Consider the following 18,949-nt stretch of genomic DNA (forward strand, 5'->3'; position numbering starts at 1 on the left):
TTAATTTTTTTTTACTTTGAATATAATTTGATAAGGCAATTATTAATGTTTTATGATAATTATTGCGATGCGATAAGATGGGAATGAGTTGTATAATCAAAAAAATAAGTCAAATAATAAGATTAAGTAATGGAATGGATTGGAGGAACTTAACTAAGTTCCAACTTCCCAATCATCCAGATAATCGGTCTGTTTTTTGATAAAGAATCTATTTAATTCCCATAACTTTTATTATCAGCATATCCAGAGCTCGAATCTTCCTTTGATATTCTTCTAGATTGGTTACTGAATCAAAACTGTCTTCTAGGTTCTCAAAAATATAGGTAAAGTATTCTGCGGTTTCTGTAGGATATTCCACATGAAAAATGTGCGGGCAATGTCAGAATACTCTTCAAATATCTTACCCACTTTCAGCCAGAACTCATCCTCCTCGTGTGTCAACTGGAGTGTGCAAATCAATGAAAATTTTTAATAAATTTCCAATAACATTAAACCTTTATATTCATTCTATCTTATTCAGTATTAATTTGAATTTAAAGATGGGATGATTGTTAAATGAAAAATTATAAAGGTTTGAAGACTTCAGGTATTTTAATGGTATTATGCAGCCTATTTATGATGTTGAATAATAGGTCTTATGGCCCAATAATGATGGCTTTTGGAATATTCATTGTTACATTCATTAGTTTTAAGGATAAAAAGCAAGATATAACCGCGGGTATAATTATAGCTGCGACTTTAGCGGTGATGTTAACTTTAGAATATTTTTTGGTACCAATACAAAACACAACTTTCTATATGCTCCTTTTAATAATGAGCTTAGGTATTTTTATAAGTTTTTACTTTTCTTTGAAACCTCAAAATCTTCTTTCTAAACGGGAAAAAATTTTAGCTTGGACTGGATCCATTTTAGGGGGAATAAGTCTTTTTAGTTTAATGAGTATTATTTTTAATAATTTTAGAGTATCGCTCATAATCGGAGTTTTTACGTTAATTATGATTGTATTTAGCCTGTTAATTCGAAGGAAAATATCCAAAGAGAAGGCATTAAAGGATGAATTTGATGAGGGATTTACTACAGAAAAAGTTGAAGAATATTGGTTTAGATATGAAATTGGTGGGATGCCAAAGCCTGTACGTTGGCAGGGATGGGCTTGTTATGTTATTATTTTCTTATCTCCCTTTGTGGTGTTAATTTTTGATAATGATCTAGACACTGCGTTTGTTATTATATTAGCAATTATATCTGTTTTTATCGTAATATCTATGTTAAAAAGTAATTATAAAGAAAATATAATGAAATATAGAGAAGATCTAAAGAAATAACAGATACTTGGGTTATGTAATCCATTTTTTAAAGATGGTTTGTTAGTTCGGTTTATTGAGGATGCTTTTAAATAGAATTCAAGATTATGACTTACAGATTGATATTTTCTGTTGAAAAACTAACAATCCTGAAATTCTACAAAATAAGTCGTATTTTCAAATAAGTGCAGGGGAAGGGATTCGAACCCTTGAAAGCCTACACCAATAGGCCCTGAACCTATCCCCTTTGACCACTTGGGTACCCCTGCCTATGTCAGGGTAGTTGAATATCATATATAAAATGTGAGTTTTTTAGAACCTTATTTTATCATAATTTTATAATAACCATTTTTGGTTTTTAGATTTATTTCATTCAAAATGGAGTCCTTGTTGATAACTTTGAGATAACCCATAAGAACGCTTCATTTTTTCATTTGAATATAATAACTTGATAAAATAATTATGATGTTTCATAGCAACTATAGGAGATTTAGAGGAAATGAGATTGGATAATCAAAGAAAATAGTCAAAGAAATAAAATTAAGTAATGAAAAGGATTAGAAGAAACTTAATTAAGTCCCAACTTCCCAATCATCGAGGTAATCAATCTGTTTTTTTGATAATGAGTCGATTTCAATTCCCATAGCTTTTAATTTCAGATTTGCGACTTTTATATCTGTTTCATCAGGAGTTTTATGGACTCCAACCTCTAATTCGTTTTCAAGGAGGTATTTGGCTGAAAGTGACTGCATTGCAAAGCTCATGTCCATTATTTCAGCAGGATGGCCCTGTCCACGGTCTCCCGCAAGGTTCACAAGTCTTCCATCTGCCATGAGATATAATTTCCTTCCATCTGCCATAACAAATTCTTCTATATCTGGTTTTATATTTTCATGAGTTTTGGCCATTGCCTGAAGGTCTTCTTTGTTTATTTCCACGTTGAAGTGTCCGGAGTTTGCAAGTATGCACCCGTCTTTCATGTACTTGAAATCATCGCCTGAAACAACATCCACATCTCCTGTGGCTGTTAATAGCATGTCAGCATGTTTAACAGCTTCGCGGATTTTCATAACTCTGTAACCATCCATCCGTGCTTCAAGGGCTCTTATTGGATCTACTTCAGTTACTATAACATTTGCACCGAGGCCGTTTGCCCTCATGGCTATTCCTCGACCGCACCAACCGTATCCACAGACAACGATAGTTTTCCCTGCTATGAGAACGTTTGTTGAACCCATTATGGAGTCAAAGGTTGACTGGCCTGTACCGTAACGATTGTCAAAGAGGTACTTCATGTAAGAATCGTTTACAGCCATAACTGGAAATTTAAGGGCTTTATCCTTGTGCATTGCTTTTAATCTGTGAATTCCAGTTGTGGTCTCTTCACATGCACCTTTTATCTTTGAGAGAAGTTCCTGTCTCTCTCTGTGAATAAGGAATATCATGTCGGCACCATCGTCGATTATTATATCTGGTTCATAGTCCAGAACTTTGTTCAAGTTTTCGTAGTATTCTTCATTGGTTTCACCCCTCCAACCGTACATATTAAGCCCCATTTCTGCTCCTGCAGCTGTGGCATCGTCTTGGGTTGAGAGAGGGTTACAGCCCGTCATTACAACTTCTGCGCCTCCTGCTAGAAATGTTAAGCCGAGGTTTATGGTTTTTGGCTCAAGGTGTAAGCATGATCCTATTGTAATTCCTTCAAAGGGTTTTTCTTCTTCAAATTTGCTTTTTATATGTTCAAGGACTGGCATGTGTCTTTGAACCCATTCTATTTTCTTTTTACCTTGCGGTGCAAGTGAAATGTCCTTTACATTGTAACTCATTGTTTCACCTTTTAAATCAAGTTTTAATAAAAACTTTAATGACTACAGATTTTTCTAGATTAATTTAAGTGTTTATCATTTTTGTATAATACCCTATTTAATGCATTTGAACATTTGGACTTAAAAATAGCAAGAAAAATAAGTAAATTGGAACTTTTACAAAAATTTAAAAGATTTCCATATTTTATCAAAACATCTTATCAAGAATATTTGAATTAACATAGTTTACAGTCATCATGATTAAAATCAAAAGAAATATTAAAAAAATTAATAAACTATATTGAAATAGGAACTTCAAAGGTAGAAACGTTTAGAAATAAGAATTAACAACTAATTAACTCTAATTAACTAATTAAAATAGGATATTAATAAAAATAAAGCAGGAGATTAAAGAAATAAATCTCCTTAATTAAATTTTAACTGTACTGCCTTAAATCTATCTCTTTTTTTGGTTTTACTTTATCCATAGCTCCCCTGAACTGTTTCATTTTCACTTTGTCTGCTTCCATGTTATCTCGAAGTGTCAACATTACCGCTTCTCGGCATACGGCTTCAATATCTGCTCCAACGTAGCCTTCTGTCCTTTTAGCAAGTTTTTCAAGGTCAACATCATCTGCAAGTGGCATATCCTTTGTGTGCACTTTGAATATTGCAATTCTAGCTTCTTCATCTGGATCTCCAACTTCAACGTGTCTGTCAAATCTTCCAGGACGCAGTAAGGCGGGATCTATTATGTCCACACGGTTTGTGGCCGCTACCACTACAACGTCCTGCAGTTCCTCAAGCCCATCGATCTCTGTTAAAAGCTGGTTAACAACACGCTGTGTTACGCCGGAATCTGTACTGCTCCCACCTCTTGTGGATGCTATGGAATCTATTTCATCAAAGAATATTACAGTTGGTGCAGTTTGCCTTGCTTTTTTAAATACTTCCCTTACACCTTTTTCTGATTCTCCAACCCATTTTGATAGGAGTTCAGGACCCTTGATGGCTATGAAGTTTGCTTCACTCTCGTTTGCAACGGCTTTTGCAAGTAATGTTTTACCAGTTCCTGGAGGTCCGTAGACTAAAACACCTTTTGGTGGCTTTACACCGAATTTCTCAAAGTTTTCAGGATATTTAAGTGGCCATTCAACAGCTTCCCTTAGCTCCTGTTTTGCACCTTCGAGTCCTCCAATGTCATCCCATTTAACGTTAGGAACCTGTACGAAAATTTCACGAAGTGCTGAGGGTTGTATCTCTTTTAGGGCTTCCTTGAAGTCTGATTTTTTGACAATCATTTTTTTAAGGGTTTCTTTGGGTATTTCCTCGTCTCCTTTTATATCCGGGAGCACCCGCCTTAACACCCTCATTGCAGATTCTTTGCACAGTGATTCCAGGTCTGCACCCACAAATCCATGGGTTATTTCTGCTATTTCATCCAAATCCACCTTCTCGTCTAAAGGCATTCCCCTGGTGTGTATCTGGAGCACTTCTCTTCTTCCGTCCTTGTCTGGTACGCCTATTTCTATTTCCCTGTCAAATCTTCCAGGTCTCCTGATGGCCTGGTCAAGGGCGTCTGGTCTGTTTGTTGCGCCTATAACTACAACCTGGCCCCTGCCTTTGAGGCCGTCCATTAAAGTTAGAAGTTGTGCAACTGTTCTTCGCTCAACTTCTCCTGTGACTTCCTCTCTTTTTGGGGCAATAGCATCGATTTCATCTATGAATATGATGGAAGGTGCATTTTCTTCGGCTTCTTCAAAGAGTTCTCTGAGTCTTTCCTCGGATCCACCAACGTATTTACTCATGATCTCAGGACCGTTTATTGCTATAAAGTGTGCATCGCTTTCGTTTGCAACGGCCTTTGCAAGTAATGTTTTACCAGTTCCTGGTGGACCATGCATCAAAACACCTTTTGGTGGAGATATTCCCAGTCTTTCGAAGAGTTCAGGCCTTTTAAGCGGGATCTCTATCATTTCCCTTACTTTTTTAACTTCTTCCTTGAGGCCTCCAATGTCTTCGTAGTTCACATCCACGACGTTTGCAACTCCTTCAAGTTTTGAAACATCGACAGGTTCTCTTTGTACCTCAACATCTGTCATTTGTGTGATCTGAACAATTCCTGCAGGTTTTGTCGATACAACTGCGAGTTTGATCTCACCCATTGGTCTAACTTCTGTCATCATGTCCCTGAAGAAGTCGTCGAACACTCCACCTCTCATGGTTTGTTGTTGTCTTACTCCTGTGACTATTATGTCTCCTTGAGACATTACTCTGCCCATAAATGCGGGTTTAGCATTTTGTATTACTATTTCCTGGTCAACAGGTGCTAGAATTACTTTACTTGCTTCTTTGACTTCTGCGTGTTTTACTGTGACCTCTTCACCTATGGATGTTCCTGCGTTCTTCCTCATGTAACCGTCTATACGGATTATACCCAGGCCGATGTCAGATTGGCTTGATGCAACCCTTGCTGCGGTTATTTTCTTTCCTTCCATCTGTATTATGTCTCCATCATGGAGATCGAGCTTCTGCATGCATGCAGGGTCAATTCTGGCAATTGATCTACCAACATCGCTCTGTGAAAATGCTTCTGCTACTTTTAATTTCATTTCTTTATTTTCCATAAAACCCCCCAATAAAACTTTTAATATCTTGAATGTAACTTTTTGATGGTTTTAAAATGATTTTTAATCTAAATAATCTTTTAGTTAACTTATGTTACTATAACATTATGGTTTTTAGTATATAAAATTTGCGTAAATTCTGGTGTTTTTATTAATAGATTATGTAAAAAATCGTACAAATAGTTTTAGTAAAGGACATGTTCTAAGTGTAATGTGTTTTAATTATTTCAACAAAACAGAAAAAATAGAGAAAAGAATAAACTTAAAAGAAAATTTAAAAGAAACAAATCCTAAAAATCATGAAAACAAATGATATTGCGAACTAAAAATGAATAAGATGTTAAGTAATGTAAGTATAATACCTAAAATTGGTTCTTTGGGGTTTTTAATATTTTTTATCTTTCAAAATAGTTTAATATTCAAAATAGACATATATTAAAACCATTTGATTATCGTGTCTGGTTTCAATTCTTTGTATTTAGTCTAATTCTTTAGAATTTAATTTAATTCATCGTATTAATCCGCCAAATCCTTTTAAAAGATTTTCAACTTCGTGTCGGATGTTTGGGTCTATTACAGAGTACCTTATTGTAACGCTTTTTTTTCCGAGGGTTATTTGGTTTCCACTGTAAATACCAAGTACAGAAGATGTTACAACGCCTTTTAAACTTTTTATTGTGTTTGATATGACTTCAGGGTCGCAGTTATCAGGGAAGACAGCTGAAACATCGTAAGTTTTCTTTGGAAAACTCTCAATTTTCCATTTTAAAAGTTCCACATCGCTTAGAACTTCTACATTCGACAACTTTAATTTTATCTCTTTTTTATCTTGATCTAAAATTGCAAAATTTGGTGTCAAATCTTTTAAAATTCCTATATGGATCTTACCAGAATAAATATGTCTCAAACCAACTTCTTCACCAACAGAATCTTTAAGAAGCCTAATTTCTTCAGTAAGTGCAGATATTGCTTTATCTGACCTTCCTAATGCAGCTTCAAGGTCATCAAGGTGTTTTGCAGCAGAACTCATCGCACCCACAAATTCCTTTTCATTACCCTCTGATATCATTTCTTTCAATTCTTTGAAGGTTTGCAGGAAGGCTTCATGGGTTTCTTGGATGTATCCATTGTGAGTTTGTATGGAGTAGCAGAGGTAAGGATTTTGTGCAACTATCCTTGCAATCATATCCAACATAAGGCTGTAAACTGGACTTGCAAAATTTCTGGACTCTTTAATATCAATTTGAAGCTTTTCTATTGTTGATGCAATGCATATATATGAAAAGTGGGTGAGTCCCTGGACTATGCTCATCATCTTGTCGTGAGTTTGAGGTGTTGTCACTATAACTCTGGCATTTTCAGCTTCAAGGAAATCTAAGACTTTCTGATACCATTTACCCCTTTTAACAGGGGTTAAAACCACAACCTGTCCATCGAGGGATCTAATTCTGGGGCCGAACATAGGGTGTGATGGTAGGATTTCAACCCCTTTTGGGGTACATTCATTCATAACACTTGTCGGCTCTTCCTTTACAGAGGTAACGTCCATAATGAGGGATCCTTCCTTTAAATAAGGCGCAATTTCCCGTATTGTTTCTGTTGTTACACCTATTGGAACAGACAAAATAACCAGATCAGCTTGAGAAGCTGCTTTTATGTTGTCAGGAGTGTATTTAACTCCTAACCTCTTTGAGACATTTTCTCCATCAATTCTGTTTCTTCCGGTTATGGTAACATTGAATCCTTTATTTTTCAGGAAATTGGCTATCCAGTTACCCAAACCTTTAGTACCGCCGATTATACTGATCTTCACAGAAAAATCTCCTCTTTTAGTTCTCTTTATTCCACGATGATAAATTTTCTATACTTTGTTATAATTGACGATGTATAAAAAAATAAGGATTAATCAACTGTAAAATTTTAGAGAAATTCAAGTGTTTTAGAGGAGTTTAAATAATTTTTTTGTGTTTTACTGATTTTTCTATGGTTTAAGGCACTAAAAAATTTTAATAGAATAAAATTTAAATTAGATCTCAATGGGATCTATTTCTATATCGGTGTTGACGCCTGTAATTTTCTCCAGGACTTTCAGTAGATCCTTGACTTTGTTGTTTTGCATTACATCAACGAATCCTTCTAGTTCCGAACTTTTCTTCAAGAAGATGCCTCTTCTTTTTATTGGGTTGCCCTGAGCATCTACTGGATTGATTTCGATCATCACAGTTTCCTGTCTACCTGAAGACGGAGTTTTCACCAAAAACATGCCTCTTACATTTGTTGGAACTCTTTGCCAAGGTTTTATATTTTCCAGTGTCTCTTTTACTTTGTTTTCTAAATTACTATCCATTTTAATACCTCCACGTTTCTTTAGTAATAACTTTTATATAAAAGTTATCATTAACCTTTGATCACAATTACCAATACGATTATTTGATGGTTATAAAAACCTAAAAACCTAAAAATAGAGTTTAAATTGAAAATAAAATTTATATATTCCTTATTTTCATTATTTGCTTTAATAACTGTTAAATTACCATTAAAATCTAAATAATCATTAAATAATTGGAGAACATAATGTAAAATAGAAGATTGAATTATAAAAAATTGAATTATAAAGGGCAATAAAATAGTAAGTAATCTGAAGGGCTAAAATTTTAACTGAATTTTAGTACAAGTAAAAAGGATTAAAAAGGATTAAAAAGGATTAAAAAGGATTAAAAAGGATTAAAAAGGATTAAAAAGGATTAAAAAGGATTAAAAAGGATTAAAAAGGATTAAAAAGGATTTAATGGTTTTAAAATGCGAATTGTTTATCAGGATACCAAAAGAGGAATCATTGATCTTGTCCCAGAAACATTGGACGATCTCTGGAATTTATCCCATATCATAGAACCTGGAGATATGGTTTCCTCAAAAACAACCCGTAGGATACAGGATTCGACAGGGGAACGTTTAAGGAGCGACAGGGGAATTAAAAAAACATTCTTTTTGGGAATAAGAGTTGAAGAAATGAATTACCATAAATACACTGGAAAACTAAGGGCAACAGGGATTATAGAACAGGGCCCTGAGGATCTGGTGCCACTTGGCTCCCACCACACTCTTGATTTAAAACTCAACTATTCAATAAAGATCACAAAGGAAAGATGGTCCAGATGGAACATTAAAAGACTTAAAGAAGCTATAACTGCATCTAAAAAACCATCAGCAGTTATAGTTGCCATAGAAGATGATGTGGCGGATCTTGGAATCATAAGACAGTACGGAATCGAGTATTACGGGCCAATAACAGGCAGTGTATCTGGAAAAAGGGTGATTCAAAAGAACAGAAAAAAAGCCATAACTGATTTTTTCACGGATGTTGCAAACACACTGGGAAATCTTAAAGACATCCAGAGCATTGTGATAGCAGGACCTGGATTTTCAAAGGGTGATTTCTACGAATTTTTAAGCGATAAATATCCGGAACAGGCCAAAATAGCTCTTGTTGAAAGTACAGGTGCGGGTGGAAGGGCAGGAATAGGTGAAGTCCTTAAAAAAGGCATAATTGAGAAGATGGCCACAGAAGGTAGAATAGCTCATGAGATGAGACTTGTTGATAATGTTTTGGGGGAAATTGGTAAATCCTCAAACAAGGTTACTTATGGAAAATCTCAGGTGAAAGAGGCAGCAAATGCTGGTGCAGTCCAGGAACTTCTGGTTATAGATGATATGGTTCGTGAAAGGGGTATAGAAAAAGTTATGAACGTTGTTGAAAACATGGGAGGTAAAGTCATGATAATAAGCAGTGAACATGACGGAGGAAAACAGCTTGCCTCCCTTGGTGGTATTGCAGCACTTTTAAGGTACAGTATGGGTTGATCAAATAAAAACGGTTATTAATATCAGTTATCTTATAATTTATAATCTTAATAATTAAAACGGTGTTTGTAATGTACCTTAAAATTATAACAGCATTTCTATTATCAGCAATTTTAACATGGCTATTTTCAAAGGGTTTCAAAAAAATTGGAGGAAATCTATACACCACTATAAGGGGTGGAACTCCACGAGCTGTCGGTCTAGCACCATTTATAGTAATGATGCTATTTTTACAGCAGCCCTATCAATATCTGATTGGAATAATAGGTATATTTGCACTCATCGATGATCTGGTTGGTAGAAAAAGGGTTAAAGGCTTGCCTGTTGAAATTGGACAGCTTTCAAGGGGAATTGGAATGCTCCTTGTTATATTGGTTGGATTTTACTACAACTTCGCAGCTGTGGCGATTTTAGTAGCTCTCATGATACAGCCAATGAACATCGCAGACATGCAACCGGGTTCAGCATGTTCTACTACTATAATCATGGTCATACTGGTTGTTTTGGGACTTTTTGCATTCACATCCACTTTATACGCCCCTGCTTTAATAATTCTGGCTGCATGTCTTGGATACGCACCTCTGGATTATAAAGGAAAGATAATGATGGGAGAGATAGGAAACCATTCATTTGGAGTGGGTTTGGGTATTCTATATGCAGTTTTGGGGAGTATTCTGGCGAATATTTCAGGTTTTGGAGTTTCAGGAGTTTTCCAAGCTGGTGTTTTCATGTGGACGTTGGTTCTGTTCCTTCTCACAGCACTTTTAATAGCATTCATAAGAAGAAACAACCTTAAAGAATTCCTGCAGAAGAACCTTGAAATTCAGGATCCTCACTTTGGAGATTACTTCATGGATGTTCTGACAGGTGGGGGACTTGGTGACCTTGTACGAAAATTAACACTTGGAAAACGTCAGATAATAATAAAAAACAGTTTTTACAAATTTTTAGGTTTCAGAAGGCTGGTTTTTAACCCGTATTCGTCAGATAAAAATTAATTTACTTTTTTTAATTTTTAATTTTAGTAAATTAATTCTTAAATAAATTTTAAAAAATTTGATGAAAGATTTAACCCCTTCTGATATTTGTGTTTGGGGGTTTGTTTGTTCCTATTTTCTGTGTTTATTATGTGTTTCATGTTTTATTTGTAAAAATACAATTGTTTATTCTTTTTATTAGAATTTTAAAACTATTTAAACCGACAAATTTAATACGGAGGAAATAAATACTTCCTCTTGAGGTATATATGGAATCTCCGTTGATCTTATTAATGAGAGAGTTTAAATTCAGATTAAATTTAAATCATCTTTTAAAGGAGTGAGTGTTCATGAACGAAGTAATGAAAACAATAAAAAATAGAAGAAGCATTAGAAATTATCTTCCGGAACAAATAAAGGATGAAGAATTGGAAACGATTATAGAAGCAGGGATATATGCACCAACTGCACATAATGACCAACCTTGGCATTTTACAGTCATTCAAAACAGAGAATTGATAGATTTCATCAATAAAGAATCCAAAGAACTTATGAAAAATTCTGAATATGAATGGATGCGAAATATTGCCAAAAATGATAAAATACACCTCCTTCACAATGCACCAACAGTTTTTGTGGTTTCAGGTCGAAAATATGCCATATCACCCCTTGTAGATTGTTCAGCAGCCATAGAAAACATGCTTCTTGCTGCTGAAAGTCTTGGAATCGGTTCATGTTGGATCGGACTTGTTAGATCTTTCTTCACCAAGAAGGATAACATAGCAAAATTAGACATACCTGAAGGATACGAGCCATATTATGCATTCACTTTAGGTTATAAAGCAATAAATAATGTAAAAGCACCGGAAAGAAAAAGAGATGTTGTAAACTACATAAAATAAAAAAGGAGTAAGATCAATTAGTTGTAATTAAATTGGACTATTATTCAAATTAAATTATTCAACTAAAAAATTAGACTTAAATTAAAATAAAAAATAGAAATGATAATATTTCTTTTAATTTTTCTAAATCTTTTTAATCTTTCCTCCTTTTTAATGACCAAACTGCAATTATAAGGAACACCGCAGCAAATATTACAAGTGCAATGATGTCCGGCCATATTTTGAGAATTCCCCACCCTTTAAGCATAACTGCACGGCAGGCATCCACTGCATAGGTCGGTGGAACCAGATATGACAATGGCCTCAACCATGTTGGAATTGCTTCTACTGGCCAGAAAACTCCTGAAAGCAGGAAAACTGGCAATATTATGAAGGGTATGAACTGAACGGCCTGTCCTTCCCTTTTTGCGAGGCTTGAAAGTAGTATTCCCAGCGCCTGGGACACCACGGCCAAAAGTGCAACCACGAAGAACGCTAGAAATACATTTCCAACGATCATAATGTTAAACACAAGAACGGCCACAGTCAGAAGAAATGCTGCCTGTATTGTTCCTATTATTCCAAAAGCCATAGCATAACCTGAAACAATTTCACTTTCTTTTAATGGTGTTGCTAAAAGCCTACCTAAAGTGCCAGAAGTTCTCTCACCAACAAATGCAAGCAGTGTGAGCAGTGTTGTTAATAAATAAACAACAAATGCCATAATTCCTGGAACGAAAAAGTCTATGAAATCCGCGTTTTTACCGTAAACTGCATCAGAATTGACATTAATTGGCGAGTTTATACCCTCATTTTTCATGGTCTTGGTTATTGCATCTCCAACAGTTCCCAGTATGGTGTTTTTAATGTTTATAACACTTTCATCTCCCTTTATTGTTATCTGGGTGTTATTAATTGAAGATGAACTTTGTGTGGAGTTAGAGTTCGCAATTCCAGAGTTTGTAATTCCCATGTAAGCATCCTGGGTAAAGTTCTCAGGGAAAACTATCACTGCATATGCTTTGCCATCCTCAACTTTTTCAACGGCTTTATCTTCATTATTCATGTATTCAATGTTCAAAACTTTTTTATCAAGATTAGATATGATCTTATCTGAAAACGAGACATTTTCCCCATTTGGCATCTGGAATCCCTGGTCGTGGTTGACTATTACAACATTAACGTTTTCAACGTCTCCACTGAAGGCCAGTCCAAAAACGAACATTGCAAAAATAGGGGCTATGAACATCAATGCTATGGTTCGTTTATCATTTTTAATATCCCTAAAAACCCGTTTAGTCACGGCAAAGGTTCTTCGAAGGTTCATAAAGCCACCTCACTTTTTGAAAACTCTAAAAATGCGTCTTCAAGTGACTTAGTACCTGTTTTTAGGAGCAATTGGTGAGGTTCACCTTCTGCTATAATTTTTCCTCCCTTCATGAACCCTATACGGTCGCAGTGTCTTGCCTCGTCCATGTAATGGGTTGTGATGAGAATTGTTATACCTGACTCCTTCAGAAGGTTGAAATAATTCCAAAATGAGACTCGAAGCTCAGGGTCAACCCCTACAGTGGGTTCATCCAGAAAAAGGATCTGAGGTTCATGGATCAACGTACAAGCCAGTGATACTCGGTGCTTCATTCCGCCGCTCAGGTTTCCAACGATTTTGTTCTTCCACCTTTTAAGATCTATGAAATCGAGCAGTTCCTCGATCCTGTCGTTTATTTTATCCTTTTTAAGGCCGAAGATCTCCCCATAAAATTCCAGGTTCTGTTTAACTGTTAAACCATCATAGAGTGCGGTTTCCTGAGGCATATATCCTATTTGGGGTGCTACGGATTCATCTGAAATCATTTTTCCAAGAAGAAATGCATCTCCAGATGTTGCCTTTGAGATGCCGCAGAGTATTCTTATGGTGGTTGTTTTACCGGCCCCGTTAGGTCCTAAAAGCCCGTAAACTTCTCCTTTGTTCACTTTGAGATTTAGATTGTCCAAAGCCTTAAACTCACCGAACTTTTTCGTTAAGGAGGAGGTTTGAATGACATGATCAAGTTTTTTGTCCATATATTCCACTTCCTTTTTAATCTCCAGTTTTTTCATTTTTTTTAAATCTTAGACTTTGCAATTCTTGAATTAAACTAAGAACTAATCAAGTTCATAAAATGCTTCAGTATATCCTGATTAATATGTTCTGCTTTAAGCTTGAACATTAATATTGAAACTTGTTTAGTAAATCTGATGCTAAAAAGTACATGATTTGATTATTTATCCCCAATAGATCATCCTTTTTCAACTTTCATGTTACATGGTAAGGGCAACAGCTTTTTATAGTTTGTGTAACTAACAGGGTATAAAATGGAGCAGAGGTGTTTGATATTCCAGTTAATCGTGATACATTGAAAGCCCTTAAGATCATGGGGCTTACAGACTATGAAAGCAGGACTTATCTGGCTTTAACATCCATTATATCTGGAACAGCCACAGAAGTGAGCAAGGTATCTGAGGTACCCCGTTCAAAGATATATCAAGTTCTAAAATCCCTTGAAAAAAAGGGCTTTATTGAGATAAGTAGAGGTAAACCATTGAAATTTAATGTTATACCTCCAAAAGAAGTTTTTGAAAATTCAAGGAATGAAATAAGAGATAGTATGGTTAATGCAGAAGCTGAACTCAATGTTATATATGAAAACCATATAACAAATGTACCTGCCCCCATATGGTTGATTCACGGCCAGGATAAACTTGTGAAAAAAGAGATCGAGATCATTTCCCGGGCAAAAGAATCACTTTTTGTAATGGGAGGGTTCATGTTCGAGGGAGAACCCATGAAATTGAAGGAAAGCCTTGAGGCTTCTGTTAAAAAAGGTATTGCCACAAGCATAATAACAGTGCCTTATTGCATGATTGATGGTAAGCAGGTGAATGTACCTGATGAAGTAAATTTTCAAGGTCTTGATATAAAGGTGTTGAGCATACCTCACATAAAAATGGTTTTGAGGGATAAAAAAGAGATGTTAATTTCATTTTGCAGGTTTCAAGGAGAAAATGTATTACCAGATACTTCAATAGGAATTTGGAACCAATATCAAGAATTTGTTGAAACAATAAGTGGAATATATGAGTTTATATGGGAAAATGAACTTTTTAACAGGGTTATGGATCCATAATATAATATCCTCATCAACTTACCAATATTAAAGTTTGAAAAACAATATTTTAATTATAAAACTCAATATTAATGCGATGAAATAACAAGTTTAAATAAAATATTAATGGAAATGTTTGAATCAAGTTTTAATGTTGATTTTGAATTAATTAACTATTATTAAATTAAAGGTGATTGAATGAAAGCATTATTTATTGTTACAGGAAGGGGTATAGGTGGAGACGCCGTAACAGCCCTTAACATTGCAAATGCATTATCAAAATACAATGTTGAGTGTGAATTTGCACTTGACCACAGCGCACCAGGATTACTTCTCAAAAAAAAGGGTTTAACATGGCACAAAACCAGCATACCACAGGCCGGTGGCCATGCAGCAACCAAAAAAACCCTGATGAGAGCAGGGTTAAGAACTTCAAAGGCAGTTCTTGAAGCTGCAAAACTGTGCAGAAAAGTCCGTCCAGATGTGGTGGTAGGAGTTATAGGTGGAGGAGCAGTTATCGGATGTCTGGCTGCTAAAATGGCCAACATTCCCTCTGTTGGAATCTTGATAACTCCTGCAGATGCCCGAGTTTGTACAAGAATAACCACAACAGTTGCCCTACCTGAATCAAACCTTTTCCAAATGGATATCAAAGACAAAAACATACATAAAGCATATTCTCCAGTAAATCCCGATGTTGTAATAGGGGATAGGGAAAAAGCCCTCAAAAAGATGCCAGAATCTTATGATAAGAATCTTCCAACCATATTACTGTCTTCTGGTTCAACTCTCTTTGAGAAGATGGCAGTTGCAGTATCAAAGCTTGGTAAAAGTGGAATAAATGCTAACATCCTCGTGGTTGGGGATCCACTTGAAAAAGAGTACATGAAGTACTTTGATGATGAAAAAGTCATATATTTAGGTTATATAGATTGGATACGCGATCTTTACAAACTCGTTGATATTGCTGTAGTCACAGATGATGGAATGATGATACAGGAATCCATAGCATGTAATTTACCAATTGTGGCACTTTTAGGCGTAAAATACGGCCGCTACCACAACCTTGCTGCTGTTTTTGAAGGAGCAGTTCTTGAAAGTGAATTGGATGAAATAGAAGATGTATTACACGATGCATTTGAAAACATGGATGAAATGAAACGAAATGCTTCCAAGTACGGTCCGGATGTTTTAAATGCATCAGATAACATTGCAAAGATAATCTACAATCGTATCAATGAAAATTAATTGATTTAAATTTAACTTAAAAAATTTGAGGTGTTTTATTGTTAAGTTTACCAGTTTTAAAGGTGGGTTTGGGTAAAGCCGCGGGTATTGGGAAAATTGGACTTCTAGGAAAAATGGCTCTATTCGGAATTTTTGGTATGATGGCGTTTGTAGTGATTATACTGGTTGTTCTGGCGGTAATTGCATTTCTGTTCCTTAAATTCCTTAGAAAAAAAAGATACTAAAAATTTAATTATTTTAATTTAATTATTTTTTTAATTAACCTTTAATTAACTATTTTTTGTAGTTTAAAATCTGTTACTAGGTTGAATTTTCCTTAAAGATTAAATTATTTAGATAAATTAAAATTTCCTGGTTTAATTCAATTCACTGGGATTTTATAAAGCTCTTTTTATAAATCTGTTTTAAGTTTAACCAGTGGTTTAACCAAATTTTGAGAAAAATCTCAAAAGCTTGTAAACAGCGTCTGTTGAAGGATGTGTTTCCACAAAGTTATCGAAATCATAGGTTTCATAACCATCGCGCAGAAGTTTGGACATGTACGCCATGTTGGTACGTGCCGATGGGGATATTGAAAACAAACTTTTAATTTCTCCCTTCTCAACATCAACAGTGGCTTTGGTAATTCCAGTTTCACCTCTAAGCACATCCCAAAACGCTCCAGGACCTGCAGATCCTGGTATGTGCCCTTCAACACCTTCAGGATTGTCGGAACTTAAAAAACCAACGTCGTATTGTAGGGATATTGAGTTGGGTATAAATCTGTAATCTACCTCAGCTGAGATACCGCAGGCATTTCGAGCTGCAACAACCCCTTCCATCCTTGAAACGGGTGTATTTGTAATGCCTCCAACAACATCACCTGCAGCGTATATGTTTATATGGCTTGTTTCCATCCTTTTATTTACAATTATTTCGCCATTATCAGTGATATCGACCAGATCCTTTGCTATGTATGAATTTGGAACCAGGCCCACTGCAAGAAGAACCAGGCCTTCCATGTTGCCATTTGTGGTGGATAATCCATCTGGGCGGATTTCTGTCACTGAAACATTTTCATGGATTTTAACGTCTTTAAGAAGTTTCTGGACCACGTAATTTTTGATATCATCATCAAGGATTTTTAAAAATTTATTCCTGCAGAGAATATGGACTTCTGTACCCATTGCAGAGAATATACCTGCAAATTCACTGGCTATAACACCGCTACCAACTATAATCATTTTTTCGGGAATTTCTTCAATTTCTAATATGTTTTTATAAGTTTTTGCAGTTTCAACGCCTTTTATCGGTGGGATAAATGGATGGGAACCCGTTGATATTATCAGTTTGTCGTATTCGTAGGTGCTGCTGCCGACTGATACGAATCCTTCTTCAAGCTTTGCATCACCCATTACCACATTCACGCCGGCTTTTTGGGTTTCGTTTGTTATAACATGCCTTATTTTTCCTGTTGTTTCTTTTATCCCGTTTGTTACTTTTTTAAAATCTATTTCAGGGTTTAAATTTGTAATTCCAATATCGTTGAATCTTTCAGTATTTCTTATGAATTTAGCAACATCATTGAGGCCACATATAACCATACAGCCCTCATTAAGGCATTTTCCCCCAATTTTATTCCTTTCAATCAATGTAACGTCTTCTCCAAGTTCTGCTGCTTCAATTGCAGCTGTCCTGCCTCCAGGCCCCCCACCAATAACTACGATTTTCATGATTTTTCCTCCAGAACATATTTTTATATGGTAAAAGCACATATTAAAATTATTAAAATAGTGCAGTTGTATGAGCACAAGAGGTATCTTTAACTGTTTACAAATTTAGATATTAAAGAAACAGTTGTATTAAATTTAAAAAGATATTCAAAAGAAGATATTCAAATATTCTGTCTGATAAGATTGATGGAATATGAAATTAGAGATTATACAAAAGATAAATCTTTAAAAAACAATGTTTTCAGATAATTAATTTGATAAGGGGAGATTACAAATGTGTATTGCAGCACCAGCTCAGATCGTTGAAATCAAAGACAATGTTGCCACCGTTGACTTCGGTGGAGTAAGACAGCAAGCTAAACTGGACTTAGTGGGAGACTTAGATGTTGGTAGGTACGTTCTGGTTCATTCAGGATATGCTATAGAGGTTTTAACACAGCAAGAAGCAGAAGAATCCCTGGAAGCATGGGATGAGCTTTTAGAGATCCTTGATGAAGAAGATAAAGAAAATTCAAAAGCTAAATAATTGAATTTTTTTTACTTTTTCCTATTTTTCAATATAAATTATTAAAATTTAACTATACCCTAGTAATGCACTTACTTAGTAAATGCACCTTACTTTTAAATGCTATTCTAATAGATTGAAACCCGCTACTTTAATAGATAGAAACCCTCTTAACACCGGGTATCTTTAAAAACTCATTTATTAACTCACCTTTAACAGGTTTTTCTGTTATTAATGTGAGACGTGGATGTTCCTCAAGTTCAGGGTCATCTGCATGGGCCTGACGTATGCTTATACCTTCAAGAGATATGAGTTCAGTGGATTTTGCAAGTATTCCGGGGTTTCCAGCGTGGGCTTCTATTTCCACAACTCCAAATCCCAGGTTGTTTGCAATGTTTTTCAGGAGAGCCCCTGCAGGATGCATGTTCCGGAATATGGCTGAAAGCTGTTCGTCTTGGAGTATAACGTTTACAGTTGCCTTTATGGTACGTCTGTCAACTCCTGATGATTTTGCAAGGGCTACATCGCTTATTTCCACGTTTCCACAGTATATTTTGCCGTTTTCACCAACTTTAAGTCCAAGTTCAACTATTTTTCTTGCAACAGCCATACGTGCTGGAAATTTCTCGAATTTGTGTTTTATTCTATCCCACATAACATTTCACCTGATTTCCATTTTGTGTACTTTCTCAATTGTAACTATAATTCTTTTGTTTTGTACACCTATTTAACTTTATGTACAATTATGTACACTAAAGCTTTAAATAGTACTATGATGTATATAGTCTTTTAAGTGAGATTTGATTTACAGTATGGAACTTAGATCCGAAATCATCGTTCTTGAAAGAAAGTGATTTAAAACGTGATTCATGGATTATTTGT

At 35.3% G+C, this 18,949-nt stretch carries 16 protein-coding genes and 1 tRNA gene; 8 read left to right on the forward strand and 9 right to left on the reverse strand.

Annotated elements, in window-relative coordinates:
• Positions 1 to 555: 555 nt before the first annotated feature.
• On the forward strand, positions 556 to 1,326 hold the full coding sequence (locus MSWAN_RS02870; RefSeq protein ID WP_013825114.1) for a hypothetical protein: 771 nt from the start codon (positions 556 to 558) through the stop codon (positions 1,324 to 1,326).
• Between the two features lie 165 nt (positions 1,327 to 1,491).
• On the opposite strand, the gene MSWAN_RS02875 is transcribed toward MSWAN_RS02870, so the two are convergent.
• The 5 genes from MSWAN_RS02875 to MSWAN_RS02895 form a co-directional block, all read right to left on the reverse strand.
• Positions 1,492 to 1,574 (reverse strand) — tRNA-Leu (locus tag MSWAN_RS02875).
• Positions 1,575 to 1,877: 303 nt separating this feature from the next.
• Positions 1,878 to 3,131, reverse strand: coding sequence for an adenosylhomocysteinase (gene ahcY / locus MSWAN_RS02880; RefSeq protein ID WP_013825115.1), 1,254 nt, complete (start codon positions 3,129 to 3,131; stop codon positions 1,878 to 1,880).
• A 416-nt stretch (positions 3,132 to 3,547) separates the two neighbouring features.
• A complete protein-coding gene (locus MSWAN_RS02885; protein WP_013825116.1) occupies positions 3,548 to 5,737 on the reverse strand; it encodes a CDC48 family AAA ATPase in 2,190 nt (729 codons plus the stop codon).
• A 508-nt stretch (positions 5,738 to 6,245) separates the two neighbouring features.
• Positions 6,246 to 7,550, reverse strand: coding sequence for a prephenate dehydrogenase (locus MSWAN_RS02890; protein ID WP_013825117.1), 1,305 nt, complete (start codon positions 7,548 to 7,550; stop codon positions 6,246 to 6,248).
• A 213-nt stretch (positions 7,551 to 7,763) separates the two neighbouring features.
• Positions 7,764 to 8,084 carry a hypothetical protein gene (locus MSWAN_RS02895; RefSeq protein ID WP_013825118.1) on the reverse strand — a complete coding sequence of 107 codons (321 nt, stop codon included), beginning with the start codon at positions 8,082 to 8,084 and terminating at the stop codon, positions 7,764 to 7,766.
• 452 nt (positions 8,085 to 8,536) lie between these two features.
• Here MSWAN_RS02895 and MSWAN_RS02900 point away from each other — a divergent pair, with 452 nt between their 5' ends.
• From MSWAN_RS02900 to MSWAN_RS02910, 3 genes are all read left to right on the forward strand, one after another.
• Positions 8,537 to 9,598 (forward strand): mRNA surveillance protein pelota, encoded by a 1,062-nt coding sequence (locus tag MSWAN_RS02900; protein ID WP_013825119.1) that lies wholly within the window; start codon positions 8,537 to 8,539, stop codon positions 9,596 to 9,598.
• 71 nt (positions 9,599 to 9,669) lie between these two features.
• Positions 9,670 to 10,596: a hypothetical protein gene (locus tag MSWAN_RS02905; RefSeq protein ID WP_013825120.1), complete on the forward strand. Its 927-nt coding sequence runs from the start codon at positions 9,670 to 9,672 to the stop codon at positions 10,594 to 10,596.
• 329 nt (positions 10,597 to 10,925) lie between these two features.
• Positions 10,926 to 11,477, forward strand: a complete 552-nt coding sequence (locus MSWAN_RS02910) for a nitroreductase family protein (RefSeq protein ID WP_013825121.1) — start codon at positions 10,926 to 10,928, stop codon at positions 11,475 to 11,477.
• A gap of 133 nt (positions 11,478 to 11,610) precedes the next feature.
• Here the strand turns inward: MSWAN_RS02910 and MSWAN_RS02915 are convergent, their stop codons facing one another.
• Together MSWAN_RS02915 and MSWAN_RS02920 are read right to left on the reverse strand one after the other, a co-directional pair.
• The gene (locus tag MSWAN_RS02915) at positions 11,611 to 12,783 is read right to left on the reverse strand and encodes an ABC transporter permease (protein ID WP_013825122.1); all 1,173 of its coding nucleotides are present in this window, start codon (positions 12,781 to 12,783) and stop codon (positions 11,611 to 11,613) included.
• Positions 12,780 to 13,520, reverse strand: coding sequence for an ABC transporter ATP-binding protein (locus tag MSWAN_RS02920; protein WP_013825123.1), 741 nt, complete (start codon positions 13,518 to 13,520; stop codon positions 12,780 to 12,782). The genes MSWAN_RS02915 and MSWAN_RS02920 overlap by 4 nt, the downstream gene beginning before the upstream one ends.
• A 302-nt stretch (positions 13,521 to 13,822) precedes the next feature.
• Between MSWAN_RS02920 and MSWAN_RS02925 the strand changes: the two genes are divergently transcribed.
• The 3 genes from MSWAN_RS02925 (at position 13,823) to MSWAN_RS02935 (ending at position 16,074) form a co-directional block, all read left to right on the forward strand.
• Positions 13,823 to 14,623, forward strand: coding sequence for a TrmB family transcriptional regulator (locus MSWAN_RS02925; protein WP_013825124.1), 801 nt, complete (start codon positions 13,823 to 13,825; stop codon positions 14,621 to 14,623).
• A gap of 177 nt (positions 14,624 to 14,800) precedes the next feature.
• On the forward strand, positions 14,801 to 15,850 hold the full coding sequence (locus MSWAN_RS02930; RefSeq protein WP_013825125.1) for a glycosyltransferase: 1,050 nt from the start codon (positions 14,801 to 14,803) through the stop codon (positions 15,848 to 15,850).
• 38 nt (positions 15,851 to 15,888) lie between these two features.
• Positions 15,889 to 16,074: a hypothetical protein gene (locus MSWAN_RS02935; RefSeq protein WP_013825126.1), complete on the forward strand. Its 186-nt coding sequence runs from the start codon at positions 15,889 to 15,891 to the stop codon at positions 16,072 to 16,074.
• A 198-nt stretch (positions 16,075 to 16,272) separates the two neighbouring features.
• Here MSWAN_RS02935 and MSWAN_RS02940 read toward each other — a convergent pair whose 3' ends face one another.
• Positions 16,273 to 17,562 (reverse strand): FAD-dependent oxidoreductase, encoded by a 1,290-nt coding sequence (locus MSWAN_RS02940; RefSeq protein ID WP_013825127.1) that lies wholly within the window; start codon positions 17,560 to 17,562, stop codon positions 16,273 to 16,275.
• A gap of 274 nt (positions 17,563 to 17,836) precedes the next feature.
• Here MSWAN_RS02940 and MSWAN_RS02945 point away from each other — a divergent pair, with 274 nt between their 5' ends.
• A complete protein-coding gene (locus MSWAN_RS02945; protein WP_013825128.1) occupies positions 17,837 to 18,088 on the forward strand; it encodes a HypC/HybG/HupF family hydrogenase formation chaperone in 252 nt (83 codons plus the stop codon).
• A gap of 130 nt (positions 18,089 to 18,218) precedes the next feature.
• Here the strand turns inward: MSWAN_RS02945 and MSWAN_RS02950 are convergent, their stop codons facing one another.
• Positions 18,219 to 18,722, reverse strand: a complete 504-nt coding sequence (locus tag MSWAN_RS02950; protein WP_013825129.1) for an amino acid-binding ACT domain-containing protein — start codon at positions 18,720 to 18,722, stop codon at positions 18,219 to 18,221.
• Positions 18,723 to 18,949: the final 227 nt, after the last annotated feature.

The organism is Methanobacterium paludis, from assembly GCF_000214725.1.
Classification (GTDB): domain Archaea; phylum Methanobacteriota; class Methanobacteria; order Methanobacteriales; family Methanobacteriaceae; genus Methanobacterium_C; species Methanobacterium_C paludis.

Bases quoted from the DNA above. Each gene is read 5' to 3' on its own strand.
- MSWAN_RS02885 (WP_013825116.1), bottom strand. From the start codon at position 5,737: ATGGAAAATAAAGAAATGAAATTAAAAGTAGCAGAAGCATTTTCACAG.
- MSWAN_RS02905 (WP_013825120.1), top strand. From the start codon at position 9,670: ATGTACCTTAAAATTATAACAGCATTTCTATTATCAGCAATTTTAACA.
- MSWAN_RS02950 (WP_013825129.1), bottom strand. From the start codon at position 18,722: ATGTGGGATAGAATAAAACACAAATTCGAGAAATTTCCAGCACGTATG.
- MSWAN_RS02920 (WP_013825123.1), bottom strand. From the start codon at position 13,520: ATGGACAAAAAACTTGATCATGTCATTCAAACCTCCTCCTTAACGAAA.
- MSWAN_RS02915 (WP_013825122.1), bottom strand. From the start codon at position 12,783: ATGAACCTTCGAAGAACCTTTGCCGTGACTAAACGGGTTTTTAGGGAT.
- MSWAN_RS02940 (WP_013825127.1), bottom strand. From the start codon at position 17,562: ATGAAAATCGTAGTTATTGGTGGGGGGCCTGGAGGCAGGACAGCTGCA.
- MSWAN_RS02930 (WP_013825125.1), top strand. From the start codon at position 14,801: ATGAAAGCATTATTTATTGTTACAGGAAGGGGTATAGGTGGAGACGCC.
- MSWAN_RS02910 (WP_013825121.1), top strand. From the start codon at position 10,926: ATGAACGAAGTAATGAAAACAATAAAAAATAGAAGAAGCATTAGAAAT.
- MSWAN_RS02945 (WP_013825128.1), top strand. From the start codon at position 17,837: ATGTGTATTGCAGCACCAGCTCAGATCGTTGAAATCAAAGACAATGTT.
- MSWAN_RS02870 (WP_013825114.1), top strand. From the start codon at position 556: ATGAAAAATTATAAAGGTTTGAAGACTTCAGGTATTTTAATGGTATTA.
- MSWAN_RS02895 (WP_013825118.1), bottom strand. From the start codon at position 8,084: ATGGATAGTAATTTAGAAAACAAAGTAAAAGAGACACTGGAAAATATA.
- ahcY (WP_013825115.1), bottom strand. From the start codon at position 3,131: ATGAGTTACAATGTAAAGGACATTTCACTTGCACCGCAAGGTAAAAAG.
- MSWAN_RS02900 (WP_013825119.1), top strand. From the start codon at position 8,537: ATGCGAATTGTTTATCAGGATACCAAAAGAGGAATCATTGATCTTGTC.